Here is a 20,777-nt window from a genome sequence, read left to right on the forward strand (position 1 = left end):
TTATTATCTCCCCGGTCGGCCTTTGATCGCGGGTCGGGGCGATGTCAAGCGGCGCTGGCGGGCTAGCGCGGGGCGGCTGACGACAATGCGAAGCTGTGGCGGGCGATTTGTTCGTCCTCTTGTGAAGGGATGACGCGCACTGAGCAGCCGGAAGCGGTGCCGCTAATCCAGGGTAGGTTGTCACAGATTTCCGCTCGCACCGCGTCGTCGTGTTCGCCGATGCCGCCGGCGAACACGATCATATCGACACCGCCGAGCGCGCCGATCATCGCGGCGATTTGCTTGCGCACGGAATAGCAGAACATGCTGATGGCGAGGCGTGCATCGGGGTTGGTCGCTGCTGCCTCGTGCAGGCCGCGCATGTCATGGCCGATGCCCGAGATGCCTTGCAGGCCGGATCGGTGATCGACGAGATCCTCGATCTTGGCTGCGTCGAATTTCTTCTCGCGCATCAGATAGACGAGCACGCCGGGATCGAGGTCGCCGGTGCGTGTGCCCATGATGATACCGCCGGTCGGTGTCAGCCCCATGCTGGTATCGATGGATTTGCCGTCGCGTACAGCGGTGACGCTCGCGCCATTGCCGAGATGGGCGATCACCAAACGGCGCGGCGGATCGCTTCCAAGTTGGTGGAGGATTGATTCGCAGGAGAGGCCGTGGAAGCCGTAGCGTTGGATGCCCTCCGCGAGCAGCACTTTCGGTATTGGCAGAACCCGCGCGACATCCGGCATTGCGGCATGGAAGGTGGTGTCGAAACAGGCGGCTTGCGGTAGCCCAGGAAAATGCTCCTGCGCGAAGCGGATGACCGCCAGCGCGGACGGCGTGTGCAGCGGCGCGAAGGCTGTCGCGGCCTTCAGTTCATCGAGAACAGTGTCATCGATGATGCAGTGCTGCCGCAGCTTGGGGCCACCATGCACAATGCGATGGCCAATCGCCTTGGGCGAGGGCTGCTTGGTATCGGCGAGAAGCTTGCCGATACGCGCGATCGCTTCTTTCTGGCTCGGAAGCGATGCCGTCTCGGATAGCAGGCTGTTCCCATGCGCATCTTTCGCGCTGAGCTTGCCGCCGGGGTCGCCGATCGACTCGGCTTCCCCGGTGACCAGTAATTCGGCCCGCGTGGAGCCGACACGATATAGCCCAAACTTGAGAGAGGAGGAGCCGCTGTTGAGAGCGAGTACCTCCATCTCATGCCGATCGTTCACGCGATCCAGCGCCAGTCGCGAATCTCCGGCATGTCGTCGCCATGTTCGCTGATATAAAGCTTGTGGCGCTCCATATCGGTCCAGTAACGCGCCGTCGCGGCTTCCACCTGATCGGCGAGACGTGGAATGCGCCGGATGGCATCGAGCGCGAGCTGGAAGCGGTCGAGGTTGTTCAGCACCACCATGTCGAAGGGCGTTGTGGTCGTGCCCTCTTCCTTGTAGCCGCGCACATGGATGTTGTCGTGATTGTGCCGGCGATAGGTCAGCTTGTGGATGATGCCCGGATAGCCGTGGAACGCGAAGATGACCGGCTTATCCTTGGTAAAGAGCTCATCGAAGCTTTCGTCTTCCCAGCCATGCGGATGCTCGGATTGCGGCTCCAATATCATCAGGTCAACCACGTTGACGACGCGGATGCGGATGTCGGGAACATATCTGCGCAGCAGCGTGACGGCGGCCATGGTTTCCAGCGTCGGAATATCCCCGGCGCAGGCCATCACCACATCGGGATCGCCATCATCATTGCTCGCCCAATCCCAGATCCCGGCACCAGCCGCGCAGTGGCGCGTGGCGGAATCGATGTCGAGCCACTGCCACTCCGGTTGTTTTCCAGCGACGATCAGGTTGATGTAATTGCGGCTGCGCAGGCAATGGTCGGCGACCGATAGAAGCGTGTTCGCATCGGGCGGCAGATAAATGCGGACGATCTCGGACTTCTTGGCGGCAACATGGTCGATGAAGCCGGGATCCTGATGCGAGAAGCCGTTGTGATCCTGGCGCCAGACATGCGAGGACAGCAGATAATTCAGCGACGCGATTGGCTCGCGCCACGGAATCTTCCGTGTCACCTTCAGCCATTTCGCATGCTGGTTGAACATCGAATCGATGATGTGGATGAAGGCCTCGTAGCAGGAGAAGAAGCCGTGCCGCCCGGTGAGGAGATAGCCTTCGAGCCAGCCCTCACAGAGATGCTCGCTCAGCACCTCCATGACACGGCCTTCCTTGCTCAGATTGATGTCGACATCCTCGACATCAGCCATCCATTCCTTGCCGGCGACCTCGAAGATGGCTTCCAGCCGGTTCGATGCCGTCTCGTCCGGGCCAAAGACCCGGAAATTGCGTTTGCCGAGACTGAGCTTCATCACGTCGCGTAGGAAATGGCCCAAGACCCGCGTCGCTTCCGCGTGAACCGTGCCGGGCGCATCCATCTTCACGCCATAGTCGCGGAAATGCGGCATCGACAACGGCTGGAGGAGTTCGCCGCCATTGGCATGCGGATTAGCACCCATGCGGCGCTGTCCGGTCGGCGCGATCTCCGCGTATTTGTCGAAAAACTTGCCGTCTGCGTCGAAGAGTTCCTCGGGCTTGTAGCTCCGCATCCAGTCTTCGAGTTGCCGCAGATGCTCGGGGTTCTTGAAGTCCGCGATCGGCACCTGATGGGCGCGCCAGGTTCCCTCAACGGGCTTGTTGTCGACGAATTTCGGTCCGGTCCAGCCTTTCGGCGTGCGGAAGATAATCATCGGCCAGCGCGGGCGCCGCACATCCTTCGCGTCGCCGGCGCGCGCTTCCGATTGGATCACGCGGATTTTTTCGTAGATGGTGTCGAGCGTGGCCGCGAGTTCCTGATGCACTAGCTGCGGATCGTCGCCCTCGACGAAATGCGGCTCGTAGCCGTAGCCCTGGAACAGTGAGGTAAGCTCCTCGCGGCTGATCCGGGCCAGGATCGTCGGATTGGCGATCTTGAAGCCGTTGAGATGAAGAATCGGAAGCACCGCACCATCACGCGCGGGATTGAGGAATTTGTTGGAGTGCCAGCTTGTTGCCAGCGCGCCGGTCTCGGCCTCACCATCGCCGACGACGCAGGCGACGATCAGATCCGGATTGTCGAAAGCCGCGCCATAGGCGTGCGCCAGAGAATAACCAAGCTCGCCGCCCTCATGGATCGAGCCAGGCGTTTCCGGCGCGACGTGGCTGGGAATTCCATAGGGCCAGGAAAATTGGCGGAATAGCCGGTGCAGCCCGTTGCGGCTGCGCTCGATCGCCGGATAGCGCTCCGTATAAGACCCTTCGAGATAGGTTTGCGCCACGATGCCGGGGCCGCCATGGCCTGGGCCCATGACATAGATCATGTTCAGGTCATGATCTTTGATGAGCCGGTTGAGATGGATATAGAGCATGTTCAACCCGGGTGTGGTGCCCCAATGCCCCAGAAGCCTTCGCTTCACATGATCCATCGTGAGCGGCTTTTCGAGCAGCGGATTGTCCTGCAGATAAATCTGCCCCACCGAAAGATAATTCGCTGCGCGCCAATAGGCATGCATTTTCTCAAGAAGTTCGGGTGACAAAGGCTGGGCCATCAGGGCCTCCAACATCGACAGGCGTTAAATCGAGCGATGAGCTAAGGCGGGGAGAGGGTCAGATCCCGCCATCTGGGCCTTGGATCGCTTTACGCGAAGTCGAAGACGACGCGCGACCGTACAGCCTGCGGCCCTCGCCTGTCAAAACGGCGAGCTATCAGCGTGTAGTGTTGCAAGATGATGACGGTGCGCCGTCCGAGCGCCACCTAGACCGGACGGGCGGAGAACTTCCGCCGCGTCCGGAAAAGCCTCTGGCTTTAGTTGGCGGTCGAGCCGAGATGCTTGCGGAAGAAGGCGAGGCTGCGCGCCTGGGCCTGATCGTAGCTCGCCTGGTCAAAGCTTCCGCGCTCCTCGCAGCCGAAGCCGTGGCCCGCGTCATAAACGAAGACTTCCACGCCCGGCTGGGCCTGGCGGATTGCCTCGACATCGGTTAGCGGAATGTGGTCGTCCTTGGCGCCGAAATGCAATTGCACGGGGCAATGCGGCGTCTCGGTCTTGGCCGCCGCGATGCCGCCGCCGTACCAGCCTGAGGCCGCGTGGAATTTCGTGCTCCGGGTCGCTCCCAGCCAGGCAAGCGTGCCGCCCCAGCAATAGCCGATAATCCCCACGCGCGGCGTGCCGAGTGCTGTCGCCGCGGCCTCGAGATCCAGCAGCGTATCCGCATCCTTGATCTTGCCGCGCAGGGCGACGCCCTTCTGCATATCCTCGCCGGTATAGCCGAGCTCGACATCGCGCTCGGCGCGGTCGAAGACCGCCGGGCAGATCACCTTGAACCCGGCAGCGGCGAGCACATCGCTCGCATGGCGCATGTGGGGATTGACGCCAAAAATCTCCTGCACGACGACGAGGCCGACCGTCAGATGATTAGCACCGGCGGTGTAGGCCCCGAAGCTGTGGCCGTCAGAGGCGGTGAGTTTGGTCATGGACATGGCGAAGTCTCCGGTAGGTTCAGTTTTCGAGGCGGAACGGTGGGTCGTTTTTAATTCGGGGTCAACAAAGGCGAGCCCATAGTGAGGGGCTAACAGCCATTCTGGCGCACAACACCTATTGGGGGCTGTAACTAATTGCGCCCAAGCCCCATGGCGACGTGGTCAGCCATTCCGATGCCGCAAATACCATTTGGCGGGTTGAACAACTTTCTTACAAAACCGTAATCGCGTAGCCTTCACTGGACCGTTCATCTTAATTTAAGCGAACTGTGGAAATTTTGCGGTCTCAACAGGAGAAAAATCATGTCAGGCGCTCGCGACTACGGTCTTATTAACGGGGGTCAATCCGGTTTTAGTGCGACCAGTGACATCAACGACCAGTTTGAGCATGTCTATACAACTAGTCTTCGGCCAGAAGATTTTCGGATGGCGGCCTAAATAGGGTCGGCCCAACAACAAGCTGCCAGAAGCGGAATCCCGAGGTCTCCATCGCCGTCGCGCTCGCCTTCTTCTTACCTCGACAGCGACCGCTCACGCCAGGCTCTCGGTATGACTGAAGAAGAGTACCAGTCGGCGATACTGCAAACCGCCAACTTTTTGCACACTTGGGGTATGTCTTAACGAGACACGCGAACTTGGCGAACGGCTTCGCCTAAGTCACGCAATTTTCGAATTTCAATTCAAAGATGAGCTTGGGCAGTCGCCTGAGCTCATCTGACGCCAGACAACGAATTTCCGAATCCCCCGTAGGGCCGTAAGCTTTTCAACTTTCGGTCAACGGGTGGTACCGCCTTCGATTTTGCCGACGCCTACGTCGCCCATTGCCTCGCTGTTTCCAACCGTACCCCTACCCCTACCCCGTCTCCCGTGGGGCCGCGATCGCCTTCATACCTTCCGCGGGCGGAAAACCAAAAACCTTAGCGCCTCACGGAATTCTCAAAAATCTCAAATAACCGCAAACTCAGCAAACGCTTTCACCAAAGTCACATAAATTTCGCGCTTGAAACCAACGGCGAGCTCGGGAAGTTGTGCGAGCTCGTCCCAGCGCCAGGCGTCGAATTCGGGATGCGGGTCGAGGTCCAGGCGGATGTCGCTGTCCTCGCCCGTGAAGCGCAGCGCGAACCAGCGCTGGCGCTGGCCGCGATACCGGCCGTGCAGCGCCTTGCCGATGAGCTCCGGCGGCAGGTCATAGGACAGCCACTCGGAATGCTCGCCGATGATCTCGGCGCGGTCGGTGCCGATTTCTTCCGCCAGTTCGCGCAATACCGCCGCGCGCGGATCCTCGTTCTCGTCGATCCCGCCCTGCGGCAATTGCCAGCCGCCCGCCGGGCCCTCGGCGTTGGGAAATTTCGCGCGCCGGGCAACGAACACCCGGCCGGCGCGGTTGAACAACACCGCGCCGACATTCGGGCGATAGGGCAGGGACTCCGCCGAGACCATCTCGTCCACCTCAGTTGGAGGCGCGGGTCTGTCCGGGCATCGCGTTCACCAGCTTGATCGCCTCCTGAAGCTGGAAATCCGTCGCGGGCTTGGTGGCGTCGAATTTCGGCCAGCCGGCGGGCGGCTTGCTCGCGATATCATGGGCCAGCGGCGGCAGATCCGTGCGCGGCGGCAAGGGCGGCAGCTGCTTGCTGTTGGGGTTCTCCATCGCATGCTGCAAATCGGCCTCCCGCAGCGGCTGAAGATCCGCATCCTCGTGGTCGGAGGAGGCGACCTGCACATCCGGCGTGATGCCGAGATCCTGGATCGAGCGGCCCGACGGCGTGTAGTAGCGCGCCGTCGTCAGGCGCATCGCACCGTTCCCCGGCAGCGGAATAACCGTCTGCACCGAGCCCTTGCCGAAGCTGCGCAGGCCCAGAACGATGGCGCGGCGATTATCCTGCAAGGCGCCCGACACGATCTCGCTCGCCGAGGCCGAACCCGGATTGATCAGCACCACCAGCGGCGCGCCGCCGACGATGTCGCCATCGGGCTTGGCGCTCCAGACCTGGCTATCCTCAGGATGACGCGCGCGGGTCGAGACGATCTCGCCCTGGTTGAGGAAGTCGTTTGCCACCGACACCGCCTGATCCAATAGCCCGCCCGGATTGTTGCGCAGGTCCAGGATATAGCCGTGGATCGGCGTCTTGGCTTGGGCCTTGAGCTTGCTGATGGCGTCCCGGATGCCCTGATCGGCATTCTCGCTGAAGACCGACAGGCGGATGTAACCGACATCGCCATAGAGCGACTGGTGGACGGAGGGCACATTGATGACTTCGCGCGTCAGCGTCACCACGACGGGCTTCGGCTTGTCCGCCTGCTTCAGCGTCAGTGAAATCTTCGTCCCCGGCGGGCCACGCATCATGTCGACGGCATCGTCCAGCGCCAGGCCCTGCACCGACTTGCCGTTGATCTCGATGATGTAGTCATTCGGCTTGACGTTGGCGCGGGCGGCGGGCGTGCCGTCGATCGGGCTGATGACCTTGATGACGCCGTTATCCTGCGTGACCTCAAGCCCGAGGCCGCCGAACTGGCCATCGGTCTGCGCCTGCATGTCCCGATACTGCTGGGCGTCCATGTAGGCGCTATGCGGGTCGAGGCCGGCAAGCATGCCGTTGATGGCGTTCTCGACCAGTGACTTGTCCTTCACCGGCTCGACGTAATCGGCCTTCACCCGCTCGAAGACGTCACCGAACAGGCTAAGCAGCTGGTAGGTGCCGCTGCCGCTTTCCTCGGCCGCCCGGGCATGGGTGATCCAGAGGTCGCCGCCATAGCGATGCAGAAGCACGTCCGACACTGGGGTCAGGGCGAGCCCTGCCGCGAAAGTGGCACCAAGCAGCAAGCCTGAGCGAAACTTCATCCGATCTTTCCTCGTGCCGCGCAGCCGGGGCGGTACCCGAACGTCAGAGACGTTGCCATTCTGAGCCATTGTGGGAAGGAATGCAGTCGCCGATCAAGGCCTGTCAGCCCCGACCCTGCAGCCATGGAGCAGGATTCACCGCAGTCCCATCCTTCCGTAACTCTAGATAGAGCTGCGGACGCTGATCGGGCTTGCCAGGGTCCCATCCCGCCATCACGCCCACGGGTTCCCCGGCCCCCACTTTCTGTCCCACCGCGATATCGAGCCGATCCAGCCCCGCCAGCACGAAATCATAGCCGCCGCCACAATCGACGATGAGCAGAAGCCCGTAACTGCGGAATGGACTCCCGAATACCACGCTACCGCCGCAGGGTGAAATCACACGTGCGCCCGGCGGCGTCGCGAAGGACAGGCCTGTGGCAGGACCCGCGAGGGTACGATCGCCCCACTTGCGCGTGAGCCTTCCGGCCACCGGCTGGCGAAGCTGCCCGGAGGGCGCGCCGAGGCCGGGGCCGGCCGGTGCCGCCAGTTCCGCCTCGCGCTGCTGGGCGGCGGCGGCATTTGTCTTCTTCCGGCGCTCGGCGAGTCGCGCGGCCCGTGCCGCCTTCGCCAGTGCCGCCTGATGTGCCGCGGCGATGCGGGCCAGCACCGCACGCAGGTCCTGGGCTTGCGCCGCGTCCTGCGCCGCCGCCTTGGCGGCGAGGTCGGCCGCATCGAGCGCCGCCTGCTGGCTCGCCTGGGCGCTCGCTATCTGAGCCTCCAGCACCGCACCCTGCCGGGCCTGCACTGCCTCCGCCTCGGCCAAAGCCGGTGCCGCCGCCTCCATCTGTGCGCTGATCTGGTCGAGCGCCTCGCGCTGCGCCTTCAGCTCGGCCGACTGCCGCTCGATCTCCTGCGACAGCCCTTGCAGCACGAGAAGCCCTCGCAGCGTATCCCGGGGCGGGGCGGGCACCGCGAGCAGCGTCTCAGATGGGAAAAGCGCCAGTCGTTCGATGAGCGGCAGCAGCGGCGCGAAGGCCGCGGCGCGAGCAACCAGGCCCGCCGTCACCGCCTTCTTCTTGGCGGCGAGTGCCGCGAGTTGCTCGGCGGCGGCGGCGGTGGCGTTCTCCGCGTCGCGCAGCTTGGCGGCGGTTTCGACGCGCTGCTGGGTGAGGGCGGCCTGCATGGTCGCGGTGGCGGCGGCGCTTGCCCGGGCGGCGGCGGCCTGGCTCTCATGCAACTGACGCTGATGCTCCAGCGCCTCCAGCGCGGCCTGCGGATCGGATGGAGGCGCGGCCTGCGCCGCTGTCGTTACGGCGATCAGGCAGAGCGCGAGCGCGACACGCCGGAGGTCAGGACGGCGGGGCAGGACCATCGCGCCGCAGCAGGCTTCGCCCGGTCATTTCCGCCGGCTGCGGCAGGTCCATCAGCGCCAGCAGCGTCGGCGCGATATCGCCGAGCCGCCCATTGGCAAGCGTCGCCCCAGCCGGGCCGCCGACCAGGATCGCGGGCACCGGGTTGAGCGTATGCGCCGTGTGCGGCTCGCGCGTGATGGGGTCGCGCATGAGCTCGCAATTGCCGTGATCGGCGGTCACGAACAGCGCGCCGTCAGCCCGCCGCACCGCATCGACGATGGCGCCGAGCCCCGTATCGACGGTCTCGACCGCCGTGATGGCGGCGGAGAGGATGCCGGTATGACCGACCATATCGGGATTGGCGAAGTTCAGGATGATGAGGTCGAACGCGCCGCTGTCGATCTGCGCCACGGCCTTGGCGGTGAGTTCCGGCGCCGACATTTCCGGCTGCAGGTCATAGGTCGCGACCTTGGGCGAGGGGACCATGATCCGCTCCTCGCCGGGATTGGGCGTCTCGACGCCGCCGTTCAGGAAATAGGTGACGTGCGGATATTTCTCCGTCTCCGCCATGCGAAGCTGGCGCCGCCCGGCGGCGGCTACGACCTGGCCCAGCAAATTGGTCATCGGCTGCGGCGGAAACAGCGTCGTCATGAAGACGTCGAGGGCGGTGCTGTACTGGGTAATCCCGGCAGCCGCCGAGAAAAGCGGCCGCCCAGTGCGCTCGAAGCCGGTGAAGCCGGGGTCGAGCAGCGCGTTCATGAGCTGGCGGGTGCGGTCAGCGCGGAAGTTGAAGCAGAGAAGCGCGTCGCCGTCTCGCACTCCGGCGTAGTCGCCGACGACCGCGGGCGCGATGAACTCGTCGCCCTGGTCCGCGGCATAGGCGGCGGCGATGGCGGCATCGGCGGAGGGGAGTCGTGGCGCATCGGCGCTGACGATGGCGTTATAGGCGCGGGTGACGCGTTCCCAGCGGTTGTCGCGATCCATCGCGTAGTACCGGCCGCTGACCGTGGCGATATGGGCGCCAAGGGGCAGCGCCGCCTCGAACTGCGCCATGAATCCTTCACCCGAGCGCGGCGGCGTGTCGCGGCCATCGGTGAAGGCGTGGATAAGAACGGTGAGGCCGGCTGCGGTCAGGATCCTCGCCAGCGCTACCGCATGATCCTGATGCGAATGCACCCCGCCCGGCGAAATCAGACCCATGAGATGGACCCGCCCGGTTGCCGCCTTAGCGGCGCCGACAAGAGCGAGGAGCGGCGGCAGGGTGGCGAGCGAACCGTTACGCGCCGCGCGGGTGATGCGCGGCAGATCCTGCATCACGACCCGGCCGGCGCCGATATTGAGATGGCCGACCTCGGAATTGCCGAACTGCCCCTCGGGCAGGCCGACATCCTCGCCGCCGGTGGTCAGGAAGGCGTGCGGTCCATTGCCCCAGAGGCGGTCGAAGGTCGGCGTATGGGCGAGCCTAACGGCATTGTCCTTGTTCTCCTCGCGCCAGCCCCAGCCATCGAGGATCACCAGCATCACCGGCCGCCGCGCCTGCTCCGTCATCTGTCGCGACTCCCGTTCCCTGCGCGCCTCGCTGCTATCACGGCCGCGCCTCGCGATGGTAGGGGTGGCCGCTCAGGATGCTCTGCGCGCGGTAAAGCTGCTCGGCGAGCATCGCCCGCGCGAGGTAATGCGGCCAGGTCAGTCGGCCAAGCGAAAGCCTCGCCTCCGCTCGATCCAGAACAGACGGATCCAGCCCCTCGGTGCCGCCGATCAGGAAGCAGATCGGCCGTGCCAGGCCACGCCATTGGTCGAGAAGCTTGGCGAGAGCGGCGCTGTCAGGCGCCACGCCATCCTGGTCGAGCGCGACGGCGAAGGCATTCGCGGGCAAAGCGGCAAGCATCGCGGTGGCTTCGCGGCGGCGAATTTCGATCGGAGCCCCGCGGCCCTCGGCAAGTTCCGTCAGGTCGAGCGCGGGACGCATCCGCTCGGCGTAGCGCGCGAAAAGTTCCGCCTCCGGCGCCTTTCGCAGCCGCCCGACAGCGATCACACGCACCGGCTTACCCGATGAGGGAGCCGCGCCTGAACCTCAGCCCACCTCGTCCAGATCCGGGCCCCACATCTTCTCCAGCGCGTAAAGCCCACGCGAATCCGGCTTGAACAGGTGGACCACGATGTCGCCGGCATCGATCAGCACCCAGTCCGACCCGCCTTCGCCCTCGATCCGCACGCGGCCGAAGCCGCCCTCGCGGAGCTTGACCTGGAGATGCGTCGCCATCGCCGAGATCTGGCGATCGGCGAGGCCCGTCGCGATGATCATGCGATCCGCGAAACTCGCCTTGCCCGCGAGGTCGAGAGTGAGGATGTCCTCCGCCTTGTCGTCCTCGAGGCTAGTGACGATGACGGATTGCAGCCGGTCGAGGTCGGGCGTCTTCGCGACGGCCTGACGGCTCTTCGCGCGCGGTCCCGCGATCACCGCCTTTTTGCGCAGCGTTCGGGGCACCGCTGGCGTCGTCGGCACCGGCGACGGCGCGACGGAGGTAGTGCGTGTGGCGGGCGCGCGTCGGCGGGGCGCGGCGGGTTCGGCTGGCGGCTTGCGGGCTATGACGTGTCTCCGTTCTTGGCGGCGCGCAGCGCAGAAGCCGATAGCGGATTCTGCGCCGCAGGCAAGAAAATCCAGGCGGGGGCCGGTGTCAGCCCCAGCATCGGCGCCTGTCGCGCTGGCAGCCGAGCCGACCGCAGACGATGCGCGGCGCTGCTGGCAAGGGCGCGTGAATTATGAGCGGGTCGCGGCAAAACCCCGATCGCGACACTCCCCGCGATCTCGGACCAGCGCTGCCACCGGGCGAAGCCGCCGAGATTATCGGCGCCCATCAGCCAGACGAAATGCGCGCAAGGAAACAGCCGCCGCAGCCGGGCCAGCGTGTCATGCGTGAACCGAGTGCCGATTGTCGCCTCGATGCCGGTCGCCAGAATGCGGCGGCCATCGGCAATCTCTGTTGCCGACTCCAGGCGCTCGGCGAAGGGCGCCATCCCAGCGGCGGGTTTGAGCGGATTGCCGGGCGAGACCATCAGCCAGACCTGGTCCAGCCCAAACCGCCGCAGCGCCGTTTGCGCGACGTGGCGATGCCCCGCATGTGCGGGATTGAAAGAGCCGCCGAGCAAGCCGATCCGCATGCGCCGCCGGTCCCCGCGACGCGGCAGGGGATCGGATTGGGTCAGGGCCGCACCTGGCCGGTGCCTCTGACCTGATAGCGGAAGGTAGTGAGCTGCTCGACGCCGACGGGGCCGCGCGCATGGATGCGGCCGGTCGCGATGCCGATCTCCGCCCCGAAGCCGAACTCGCCGCCGTCGCAGAACTGGGTGGAGGCATTCCATAGCGTGACCGCGCTGTCCACGGAGTTCAGAAACCGCTCGGCCGTCGCCGCGTCTTCCGTCACGATGGCATCGGTATGCGCGCTGCCATGGGTCCGGATATGCTCGATCGCCTCGTCCACGCCCTGCACGACGCGGATGGCGAGTATCGCCTCGAGCCATTCGGTGTGGAAATCGGCCTCGGTGGCCGCCGGCAAGTCGCCGACAATGGCGCGGGCGGCGGCATCGGCCCGGAAGTCGCAGCCGAAGGCGCGTAGGTCGTCCACCAGCAGCGGCAGAAGGTGCGACGCAATGGCGGCGTCGATCAGCAGCGTCTCGGTGGCGCCGCAGACGGTGACGCGGCGCATCTTGGCATTGGCGAGGATCGTCCGCGCCATGGCGAAATCGGCGGCGGCATGGATATAGGTGTGGTTCAGCCCCTCGGCATGGGCCAGCACCGGCACTCGCGCCTCGGCCTGCACACGCGTCACCAGGCTTTTGCCGCCGCGCGGAATGATGAGGTCTATGAGGCCGGAGGCTCCGAGCATGGCGGCGACGAAGCTGCGGTCGGTGCCTGGCGCCGTCTGCACGCTGGCCTCGGGCAGCCCGGCGGCGCGCAACCCCTCGGCCACTGCCGCGTGGATCGCGCCAGCGCTCTCGAAGCTATCCGAGCCGCCGCGCAGGATGACGGCATTGCCCGACTTCAGGCAGATCGCGGCAGCGTCGGCGCCGACATTGGGGCGACTCTCGTAAATCATGCCGATGACGCCGATCGGTGTCGCCACCCGGCGGAAGTTCAGCCCGTTCGGCTGGGTCCAGTCGCCGAGCACGCGGCCGAGCGGATCCGGCAGCGCGGCCACCTCCTCCATGCCACGCGCCATCGCCTCGACCCGCTCCGGAGTGAGGGCAAGGCGATCCCGCATCGCGTCGGAGCCGGTGAAGCGCGCGACATCCCGAGCATTCGCGGCAAGGATGGGGCCGGCCCGCTCACGCAAAGCGGTCGCGGCGGCGGTTAGAGCGAGGTTGCGTTGCGCGCCGCTCGACCGGGCGAGCACGGCGGTCGCCTCACGCGCGGCGAGGGCTGCGGTGCGCAGCACGGCCGCCGCAGGATGGACATCGATATTCATGGCGCGATCCGGGGAACCGTTTCCCTTTGTTGTTGTCATTCTCTGCCCGCGCGCTTCGTCCAAGGCAACCACTCTCCGCTCAGGTCCGCCCCTCAATGAGCGCTCAGCCGCAGACCGAGCCAGGTGACGGTGACGACGGCGAGCAGCGTGGAGAGCAGGATGACGCGCGAGGCGACGGCGGCCTCGCGCTCATATAGCTCGGCCAAAATGAAGGGACCGGTGCCGGTCGGCAGCGCGGCCAGCAGCACCGCCGCTTCGGGCAAGGGCGCTGGCATCGGGAAGACCCAGAAGGCGAGCACCGCCGTCAGCGCCGGCTGCGCCACCAGCTTTAGCATGAGCGTGCGCGCGAGCAGGGGCACGCCGCCGCCACCTTTGCTCTCACTGAGGAAGAGCCCGATCGTCACGAGGGCGCAGGGAGCCGAGGCATCGCCCAGCATCGCGAGAAAAGTGTGGACTCCGGGCGAAAGGGACCATCCGGTGCGCTGGTAGGCAAGGCCGAGGATCGCCGACGCCACGATTGGGTTGCGGATCAGGGTGAGGGAGACGCCGCCGATCGTCGCCAGCAGGCTACGGCGGCGCTGCAGCCCGGCCTCGACAAGGACAATGGCGAGCGCGAACAGCGCGCAAACCGTCAGCACGGCCGCGACGATGGCGGGCGGTACGGCGCGCGGTCCTAGGACGAGCAGGCTCAGGGGTATCCCCATGAAGCCGGTATTCGGATAGCCGGCCGAGAGCGCCACCAGTGCCGCATCCGCGAGCGGCATGCCGCGATGCAGGTCGCGCCAGAGCGAGATCAGGAAGATGCAAAGCATGCCGCCTCCGAAGGCGAGGATGAAATGCCCATTGGCGATCTGCGCCCAGCGCGAGGTGGCGAGCGACATAAAGAGCGTCGCCGGCAATGCCAGCCAGACCACGAAACGATTGAGGATGGCTGTCGCCCCGACTCCGAGGAGGCCGCCCTTGCCACAGAGGTACCCAGCCAGGATCAACGCGAAGATGGGCAGGACGGCGTCGAGGATGGCGGTCATGAGAAGGCGGAACAGGGAGGAAGCATGCCGATCAAGGGAAGGCCCGGTGTCGCTAAGTCAAGGGAGGTTAGTGGCGATGAGGGGAAGCCGAAACCACGTATCGTGTGCGCGCCAGAACGATTTAGGCGGTAATTTAGACAGTCACGCGTGCCCGTGATTGATGGTTGAGCGTGGCAACGCATTGAGTTCCAATGAATAGCTTGGCGACACTTCGCCGCAATTGCCCAATCAAGGCAAAATTGTGACCAGTCACGACTTAATTCCAATAAGATCAGGATGCGTTAAGAAGACCGAATCCCGGCAACAAAGAGACCACGCGCACAGCAACTAATGCTTGCATCTATCTGCCGGATGCGGTTTACCAAAAATGTGGTGAGCGAAACACACATTCTGTTCACTTTCCGAACCCTATTGTCTTCAGGATGGTAGACGGGGGCCCGCCCCCATCGTGTCAAGTTGCGTAACGATTGTATCTGCCTGTGCCGGGGAAGTTTCGGCGCTCCATCGGGCAGACGTGGCGAAACCCCTGTTTCGCCCGGCAAAAGGAGTATCCCGGCATGCGGCCCTGGCTCGTCCTCCCCATCATCCCGCTTCTCGCGCTCGTGCTCGGTCACAGCGCTGACGCTGCGGGGATAAGAGGCAGCCACCACCACTGGGCGCGCCAGGCTAACAACCATCACCACTCCAGCAGCTACCTGGCGCGGATGACTGACTCGGATGGTTGGAACCCGATCGAGGCCGGAATCTCGGCCCCCGTTCAGCTTGCCAGTTTCGAGACTTCGGCGCCGGACCAGTCGGACGACTCGGACCGCGTCGCCGACTCATCCTATGTGCGTCCGATCCAGACCGGCGTCGCTTCTTACTATGGCTCCTGGCATCAAGGTCGCCGCACAGCCAGCGGGGATATCTTCGACGATCGCAAGATGACCGCCGCCCACCCCTTCCTGCCCTTCGGAACCCGCGTCCGGGTCGAGGTCGCGGGAACCGACCGGTCGATCGTCGTGACCATCACCGACCGTCTCTTCAACCGTCACCGCATCATCGACCTGTCGGAAGGCGCCGCCTCCCGCCTCGGCATCATCCGCGCCGGAACGGCGATGGTGATGCTGATGCCCGCGAGCTGATCGCGCTTCGAGCCCCGCCGTGCGGCTAAGCGGCGCCCGGCTCCTGCCGGGCGCCGCTTAGCCGCGTCGAAGTCTTGGCCGTTACGGCGTGGCCGCCATTTGTCTGAGCACCGCGTGTATATCGGCATGCGGTGCGCCTGGCGGGGTGGTGAGGTAAGTGCCGATCCTGGGCGAGACGGTTGGTGCAGCCGCTCGCACGGCCGTAAAGAATGCGCCCAAATTCACATTTGGTAAGGGCAACCGGCCGCTTCCAGGAATTTCGAACCGCTGCGTCCCATTTGGCACATCGTATTCAATCACGCCCGACGGCGGATCGAAGTTCGGACGGGAAATACCACCGGACATCCACAAATACTCCAATTTAGACTTATTATTCAGCATCGAAGCATATGCCTCGATACCCGAGACACTTGCTCATCCGATATGACCAAACTCTAAACACAGCGTTGCGGATTTATTTGCATTGTCATGACCCGCTGCGCCCGCTGCGTCACCCCATGCGACGGTGATCGCGATACCGTTCGCACGCTATCGCGCGCTACCCCCGGTTTCGGTGGAGCAGGAGTCGTGGCATAGCTGTTAGCAGAATGACCTCGCGCAGAAGGAAGCGGCCCTATGGCTGACCCGACCTCGACGACTTCGACGCCCGCGATCAAGACCGTCCCCAAGCCGCGCGACCAGAACCTGCGCGATCTGGCCGACTGTATCCGCTTCCTCTCCATGGATGCCGTGCAGAAGGCGAAAAGCGGCCATCCCGGCGCGCCGATGGGCATGGCCGATATCGCCACCGTCCTGTTCAAGGACTTCATGAAGTTCGACGCCGCCGACCCACATTGGATCGACCGCGACCGCTTCATCCTGTCGAACGGCCACGGCTCGATGCTGCTCTACAGCCTGATGTACCTCCTTGGGTACAAGGACATCACGATCGACCAGATCGAGCGCTTCCGCCAGGTCGGCAGCAAGACCGCGGGCCATCCCGAATACCGCCATGCCGAGGGCATCGAAACCACCACCGGCCCACTCGGCCAGGGCATCGCCACCTCGGTCGGTATGACGCTCGCCGAGCGCATCATGAATGCCAAGTTCGGTGACGATCTGGTGAATCATTTCACCTACGTCTTCATGGGCGACGGCTGCCTGATGGAAGGGATCAGCCAGGAAGCCATTTCGCTCGCCGGCCATCTCAAGCTCGGCCACCTCATCGCGTTCTGGGACAACAACTCGATCACCATCGATGGCGCGACGACGCTCTCGGAATCCGACAACGAGCCCCAGCGTTTCCGCGCCTCCGGCTGGCATGTCCAGGAGATCGACGGCCACGACACCGATGCGATCCGCGAGGCCATCACCATCGCCCGCTCGGTCACCGACCAGCCCTCGATGATCGCCTGCAAGACGATCATCGGCTTCGGCTTCCCTACCAAAGCCGGCACCCAGAAGGCGCATAGCGACGCGCCGGGCGAGGAGGAGATCGCCGGTGCCCGCAAGATCCTCGGCTGGGATTCGCCGCCCTTCGTCATCCCCGAGAAGCTGCTCAGCCAGTGGCGCGAAATCGGCTCCAAAGGTGCCGCGGCGCGCGAGGCCTGGGCAAAGCGGGTCAAGGCAGCGCCCGATGGGTTGCGCCAAGACTTCGAGCGCCGCAACGAGGGTAAGCTGCCCGCCGACTGGAAGCAGGCTATCGCCGCCGCCCGCAAGGAATTTATCGACAGCGGCAAGGATATGGCGACCCGTTCGGCGAGCGGTGCGGTGCTCAACCACCTCTTCGCGGCCATCCCGGAACTGCTCGGCGGCTCGGCCGATCTCACGCCTTCCAACAACACCAAGGCGGTCGGCCAGGTCGAGATCAAGCCCGGCGAGTATAACGGCTCCTACGTCCATTACGGCGTGCGGGAGCACGGCATGGCGGCGGCGATGAACGGCATCGCGCTACATGGCGGCCTGATCCCCTATGGCGGCACATTCATGTGCTTCTCGGATTATTGCCGCCCGGCCATCCGTCTGGCGTCGATGATGCAGATCCGCACGACCTTCGTGATGACGCATGACTCGATTGGTCTCGGCGAGGACGGCCCGACGCATCAGCCGGTCGAACATCTCGCCGCGCTGCGGGCCATTCCGCATCTCGCGGTCTATCGTCCCGGCGACCCGGTCGAGACGGCGGAATGCTGGGAGCTGATCCTTGACCAGCCGCGCCGCGCGGCGCTGATAGCCCTGTCGCGCCAGCCGATGCCGCTGCTGCGCAAGGAACCCGGCACCGAGAACAAATCCGCCCGGGGCGCCTATATCCTGCTGGAAGCCGAGGGCGGGCCGCGCAAGCTCACCATCATGTCCACGGGCTCCGAGCTGCACCTCGCTGTCGAGGCGCGGGCGATCCTTCAGAAGGAAGGCATCCCGACTGCCGTGGTCTCGATGCCCTGCCGCCTGCTCTTCGAGGAGCAGGACGCCGCCTACAAGAAGTCGGTGATGGGCCAGACCCATGCCCGCGTTGCCGTGGAAGCGGCGGTGGAGCTGGGCTGGGATCGCTATATCGGCTTCCAGGGCCGCTTCGTCGGCATGCATGGCTTCGGCGAGTCCGGCAAGATCGCCGAGGTCTATGCGAAGTTCGATATCACGACCGATGCGGTGGTGCGCGCCGCGCGGGAGACCCTGGCCGAAGTCAACGGCTAAGACCCGGCGCGCTGACGTCGCGGTCGCCTCGCCATCCCCGGCCCGGGATGGCGAGGCGCCGCTGCGGCTTGCGTCGAGACACGGGCTGACGTGATGCGATTGCTTGCCTGGCTTATGCTTGCGTTGTGCGTGATGGCCCCGGTCGCGCATGCGGACGACTTCAGCATTATCGCCGCCGAGGCCGCCTATGGCGACATCGCGCTGCAGATCGCTGGCCCTCAGGCCGACCTGACGCAAATCATGCGCGACCCCAATGCTAATCCGCATCGCTTCATCGCCGATCCGGCGCTGGCGAAGCAGGTCGCTTCCGCTGATCTCGTGATCCAGAACGGACTTGGCTATGATCCGTGGATGACCACGCTGCTGGCTGGTTCCGGCGATGCCGATCGCCGTGTCATCACGGTCGCCTCGCTGCTGCATCGCAAACCCGGCGACAATCCGCATCTCTGGTATGATCCCGCTGCCGTCGCGCTGCTGGCCCAGGCGATCGCAGACGAACTGAAAACCCATGATCCGGACGACGACAAAGCCCTCCGCAACCGGCTGCGCCTGTTTTTGGCCTCGCTGAAACCGCTGCAGGCCAAGGTGAGTGCGATGCGCTCGAAATGGACGGGCACACCAGTCGCGGCGACCGAGCCGGTCTTCGGCCCGATGGCCGATGCGCTTGGCCTGTCGATGCACGGCGCCTCATTCCAGGCCGCCGTTATGGCCGGCACGCCGCCCAACGCCGCTGATGCCGCAACTCTGGAGACGGAACTGCGCCAGCATCAGGTGCGCGCGCTGATCTACAATCCGCAAGTCACAGATGCCGCGTCCCAGCATCTGCTGGACGTGGCCAGGACGGCGGGCATTCCTGTGGTGACGGTGCGAGAGACCCGCCCGCGCGGCAAGACCTATCAGGATTGGATGATGGGAACCTTGTCCGCTCTCGACCACGCTTTGAGCAGCGGCGCTTCCTAGGCAGTCCGCGTCCGTCGGCGGGTGGCGAAGGCGATTCCTCTCGGTCAAGCTAGATTGCGGGGTCGTAAAGGTTTGAGGCGGTATGGCAATGAGCCGTTCCGATCGACTTACGCGGCAAGGATCTTCGACACCATCGGTTAATTAGAACGGCGTTAGGTGGCTCACAGAAGTTGTTACGGGTGGTGCCATGAAGGTCGATACGAGTCTTGCACTGCAGAGGTTTCAGCCAGCCGACGAGCGCGGGTCGCCATTTGCCAATCACGTCAAGCAGCCAAGCCCGGTGCCCATCGCAGTCGGAGAGAAGTCGCCCCCAGGGCCGGCGTCGAATGACAAAATCTTGCGCGCGCTGCTGGACGTGCTTGAGCAGCCTGGTGTGCCCGCGGATCAGGCGCTTAGAAATCTTCAGGCCTCGCTGCTCAAACCTAATGGTGGGCTAAACCAGGTCTGCACGCTCGAGAGACCTGGCGAGCCGGATCGCCTGGCCACTGGATTGCCGCGTTCGCAGATGAGAGAACTGGAGTCCCGCTACTTCGATTTGAACAAAAGCAGTGGCAAAGGCTTCAATGCCGCTTTCGAGCAGGCACTTCTCGCCAAGATCCGATCCTTTTCGAACGGAGGGGTGATCGCTGCGAGATATGAAACGCTTCGAGACGAAACCTTTGCGGCGGCGCGCGCGGCTTTTCCAAACGATCCCAAGCGGGCTGCCGCCGCGGCTTCGGCGGCGATGGTGAACGGTCTGTTCTTCATGCTGAATCCCAGGCTAGAACTGCCGCCAGGCATTTGCACCGTGAACGACTGCAACGCGATCATCCAGCGATCCGCAGACAAACATGGCAGGGTCAACGAACGCGTGGTCGGCCTTGTTCCGAAAGCAACGGGCGGCGCGGGGCCTGGTCCGATTCCCTTGAAGTCCGACATCTCAAAGGATGCCGAGAACGCACTCTATGTTCATAACGGCTGGTAGCGCGCGAGCCGCTCGTCGAAGTGCGTGACCGCGCCGAACAAGCGTAGGGCGGAACGTGTTTCCCGTTTTCGCGTCTCCGTGACTGCCGGCATCCGCTATTTATCAATATCCGCTGCAACTCGACGACTCAAACTCCTAACTTCCCAGAAAGACGCAGCATGAGCGGTCTCTATTCCGTTGGCATTAATCAAGCGTCTATCCATCCGGCGCTGCCTAGCGATCACGCCGGTGTGTTTCAGCCATCGCAAAATACACCGCTGATCAGCCGAGAGGTACTGATCAAGAGGCTCGATCTTGGGCCGCTGAACTCGAGGCAGCGTTATGCGACGACTCTCGCGACCATTATTTATACCTACGGCGCCAACGAAGGTGTCGCGGCCGCCGTTCGCCACCAAGGGTCGAGCCAGTCGGATGTTGCCTATTCTGCCAAGCCCAATGTGGAAGAGCTCAAGAAGGAATGGCTAGCGAAAAAAGGAACAGTCGTCAGCTTCAACGACGAGATACGCGCGGCGCTGATTTCAAGCTTGAGGCCTGGCTACGACGCGGCCGCCGACCGCATCGAAGACGAGGTCAAAACCGCTGCCGCTAAAGCGAAGAAAACTTTCCCTCACGATCCAGGGTGGGCGTACGATTTGTTCACGAAGACGATGCGAAACGAGATCTTCCTGATGGCCAATAACACACGATTGCCGCCTAACGTCTCTGATATCAACCAGTGCAGGCTCACCGTCAAATGGGAGGGAGGCGACCCCACGGTCGGACTGATCGCAAAGACATCACACAAATTTGGGACTTAAAAGATGCCTGGGTATAGTCCCGGGAGGCGCAGCCCCGTAACTCAATGGCAGGGGCCTACCAAAATCAGCCTATGCCGGGTTCCAACCGATCAACTCAGCAGGCATGA

At 64.1% G+C, this 20,777-nt stretch carries 18 protein-coding genes; 5 read left to right on the plus strand and 13 right to left on the minus strand.

From position 1 onward, the window contains the following. Positions 1-62: 62 nt before the first annotated feature. From GSQ92_RS18770 to GSQ92_RS18825, 12 genes are all read right to left on the minus strand, one after another. The gene (locus GSQ92_RS18770; protein WP_216850399.1) at positions 63-1,202 is read right to left on the minus strand and encodes an acetate/propionate family kinase; all 1,140 of its coding nucleotides are present in this window, start codon (positions 1,200-1,202) and stop codon (positions 63-65) included. Then, positions 1,199-3,574 carry a phosphoketolase family protein gene (locus GSQ92_RS18775; protein WP_216850397.1) on the minus strand — a complete coding sequence of 792 codons (2,376 nt, stop codon included), beginning with the start codon at positions 3,572-3,574 and terminating at the stop codon, positions 1,199-1,201. The genes GSQ92_RS18770 and GSQ92_RS18775 overlap by 4 nt, the downstream gene beginning before the upstream one ends. 242 nt (positions 3,575-3,816) lie before the next feature. Next, a complete protein-coding gene (locus tag GSQ92_RS18780; RefSeq protein WP_158804765.1) occupies positions 3,817-4,488 on the minus strand; it encodes a dienelactone hydrolase family protein in 672 nt (223 codons plus the stop codon). Between the two features lie 945 nt (positions 4,489-5,433). Next, a complete protein-coding gene (locus tag GSQ92_RS18785; RefSeq protein WP_158804882.1) occupies positions 5,434-5,928 on the minus strand; it encodes an RNA pyrophosphohydrolase in 495 nt (164 codons plus the stop codon). A 10-nt stretch (positions 5,929-5,938) separates the two neighbouring features. Then, entirely contained in the window at positions 5,939-7,327 is a 1,389-nt protein-coding gene (locus GSQ92_RS18790) for a S41 family peptidase (RefSeq protein WP_158804764.1), read from the minus strand. Positions 7,328-7,430: 103 nt separating this feature from the next. After that, complete coding sequence (locus GSQ92_RS18795; protein WP_158804763.1) at positions 7,431-8,681, minus strand: murein hydrolase activator EnvC; 1,251 nt, start codon at positions 8,679-8,681, stop codon at positions 7,431-7,433. Further along, positions 8,659-10,209: a 2,3-bisphosphoglycerate-independent phosphoglycerate mutase gene (gpmI, locus tag GSQ92_RS18800; protein ID WP_158804762.1), complete on the minus strand. Its 1,551-nt coding sequence runs from the start codon at positions 10,207-10,209 to the stop codon at positions 8,659-8,661. The genes GSQ92_RS18795 and gpmI overlap by 23 nt, the downstream gene beginning before the upstream one ends. 37 nt (positions 10,210-10,246) lie before the next feature. Further along, the gene (locus GSQ92_RS18805; RefSeq protein WP_158804761.1) at positions 10,247-10,702 is read right to left on the minus strand and encodes a 23S rRNA (pseudouridine(1915)-N(3))-methyltransferase RlmH; all 456 of its coding nucleotides are present in this window, start codon (positions 10,700-10,702) and stop codon (positions 10,247-10,249) included. A gap of 33 nt (positions 10,703-10,735) precedes the next feature. Further along, positions 10,736-11,149 carry a ribosome silencing factor gene (gene rsfS, locus GSQ92_RS18810; protein WP_158804760.1) on the minus strand — a complete coding sequence of 138 codons (414 nt, stop codon included), beginning with the start codon at positions 11,147-11,149 and terminating at the stop codon, positions 10,736-10,738. 98 nt (positions 11,150-11,247) lie between these two features. After that, entirely contained in the window at positions 11,248-11,823 is a 576-nt protein-coding gene (locus GSQ92_RS18815) for a nicotinate-nucleotide adenylyltransferase (RefSeq protein WP_158804759.1), read from the minus strand. Between the two features lie 41 nt (positions 11,824-11,864). Continuing rightward, complete coding sequence (locus tag GSQ92_RS18820; RefSeq protein ID WP_158804758.1) at positions 11,865-13,127, minus strand: glutamate-5-semialdehyde dehydrogenase; 1,263 nt, start codon at positions 13,125-13,127, stop codon at positions 11,865-11,867. A gap of 92 nt (positions 13,128-13,219) precedes the next feature. After that, positions 13,220-14,155, minus strand: coding sequence for an AEC family transporter (locus tag GSQ92_RS18825; protein WP_159013836.1), 936 nt, complete (start codon positions 14,153-14,155; stop codon positions 13,220-13,222). Between the two features lie 557 nt (positions 14,156-14,712). On the opposite strand from GSQ92_RS18825, the gene GSQ92_RS18830 reads away from it, so the two are divergent. Next, the gene (locus tag GSQ92_RS18830; protein WP_158804756.1) at positions 14,713-15,279 is read left to right on the plus strand and encodes a septal ring lytic transglycosylase RlpA family protein; all 567 of its coding nucleotides are present in this window, start codon (positions 14,713-14,715) and stop codon (positions 15,277-15,279) included. Between the two features lie 81 nt (positions 15,280-15,360). Here the strand turns inward: GSQ92_RS18830 and GSQ92_RS18835 are convergent, their stop codons facing one another. Beyond that, positions 15,361-15,660: a hypothetical protein gene (locus GSQ92_RS18835; protein WP_158804755.1), complete on the minus strand. Its 300-nt coding sequence runs from the start codon at positions 15,658-15,660 to the stop codon at positions 15,361-15,363. Between the two features lie 234 nt (positions 15,661-15,894). Between GSQ92_RS18835 and tkt the strand changes: the two genes are divergently transcribed. From tkt to GSQ92_RS18855, 4 genes are all read left to right on the plus strand, one after another. Next, positions 15,895-17,949, plus strand: a complete 2,055-nt coding sequence (gene tkt / locus GSQ92_RS18840; protein WP_158804754.1) for a transketolase — start codon at positions 15,895-15,897, stop codon at positions 17,947-17,949. Positions 17,950-18,081: 132 nt separating this feature from the next. Further along, positions 18,082-18,909 carry a metal ABC transporter solute-binding protein, Zn/Mn family gene (locus tag GSQ92_RS18845; RefSeq protein ID WP_159013837.1) on the plus strand — a complete coding sequence of 276 codons (828 nt, stop codon included), beginning with the start codon at positions 18,082-18,084 and terminating at the stop codon, positions 18,907-18,909. Positions 18,910-19,246: 337 nt separating this feature from the next. Then, positions 19,247-19,873, plus strand: coding sequence for a hypothetical protein (locus tag GSQ92_RS18850; protein ID WP_158804752.1), 627 nt, complete (start codon positions 19,247-19,249; stop codon positions 19,871-19,873). A gap of 158 nt (positions 19,874-20,031) precedes the next feature. Next, positions 20,032-20,670 carry a hypothetical protein gene (locus tag GSQ92_RS18855; protein WP_158804751.1) on the plus strand — a complete coding sequence of 213 codons (639 nt, stop codon included), beginning with the start codon at positions 20,032-20,034 and terminating at the stop codon, positions 20,668-20,670. Positions 20,671-20,777: the final 107 nt, after the last annotated feature.

Source organism: Acidisoma sp. S159, from assembly GCF_009766125.1.
GTDB lineage: Bacteria > Pseudomonadota > Alphaproteobacteria > Acetobacterales > Acetobacteraceae > Acidisoma.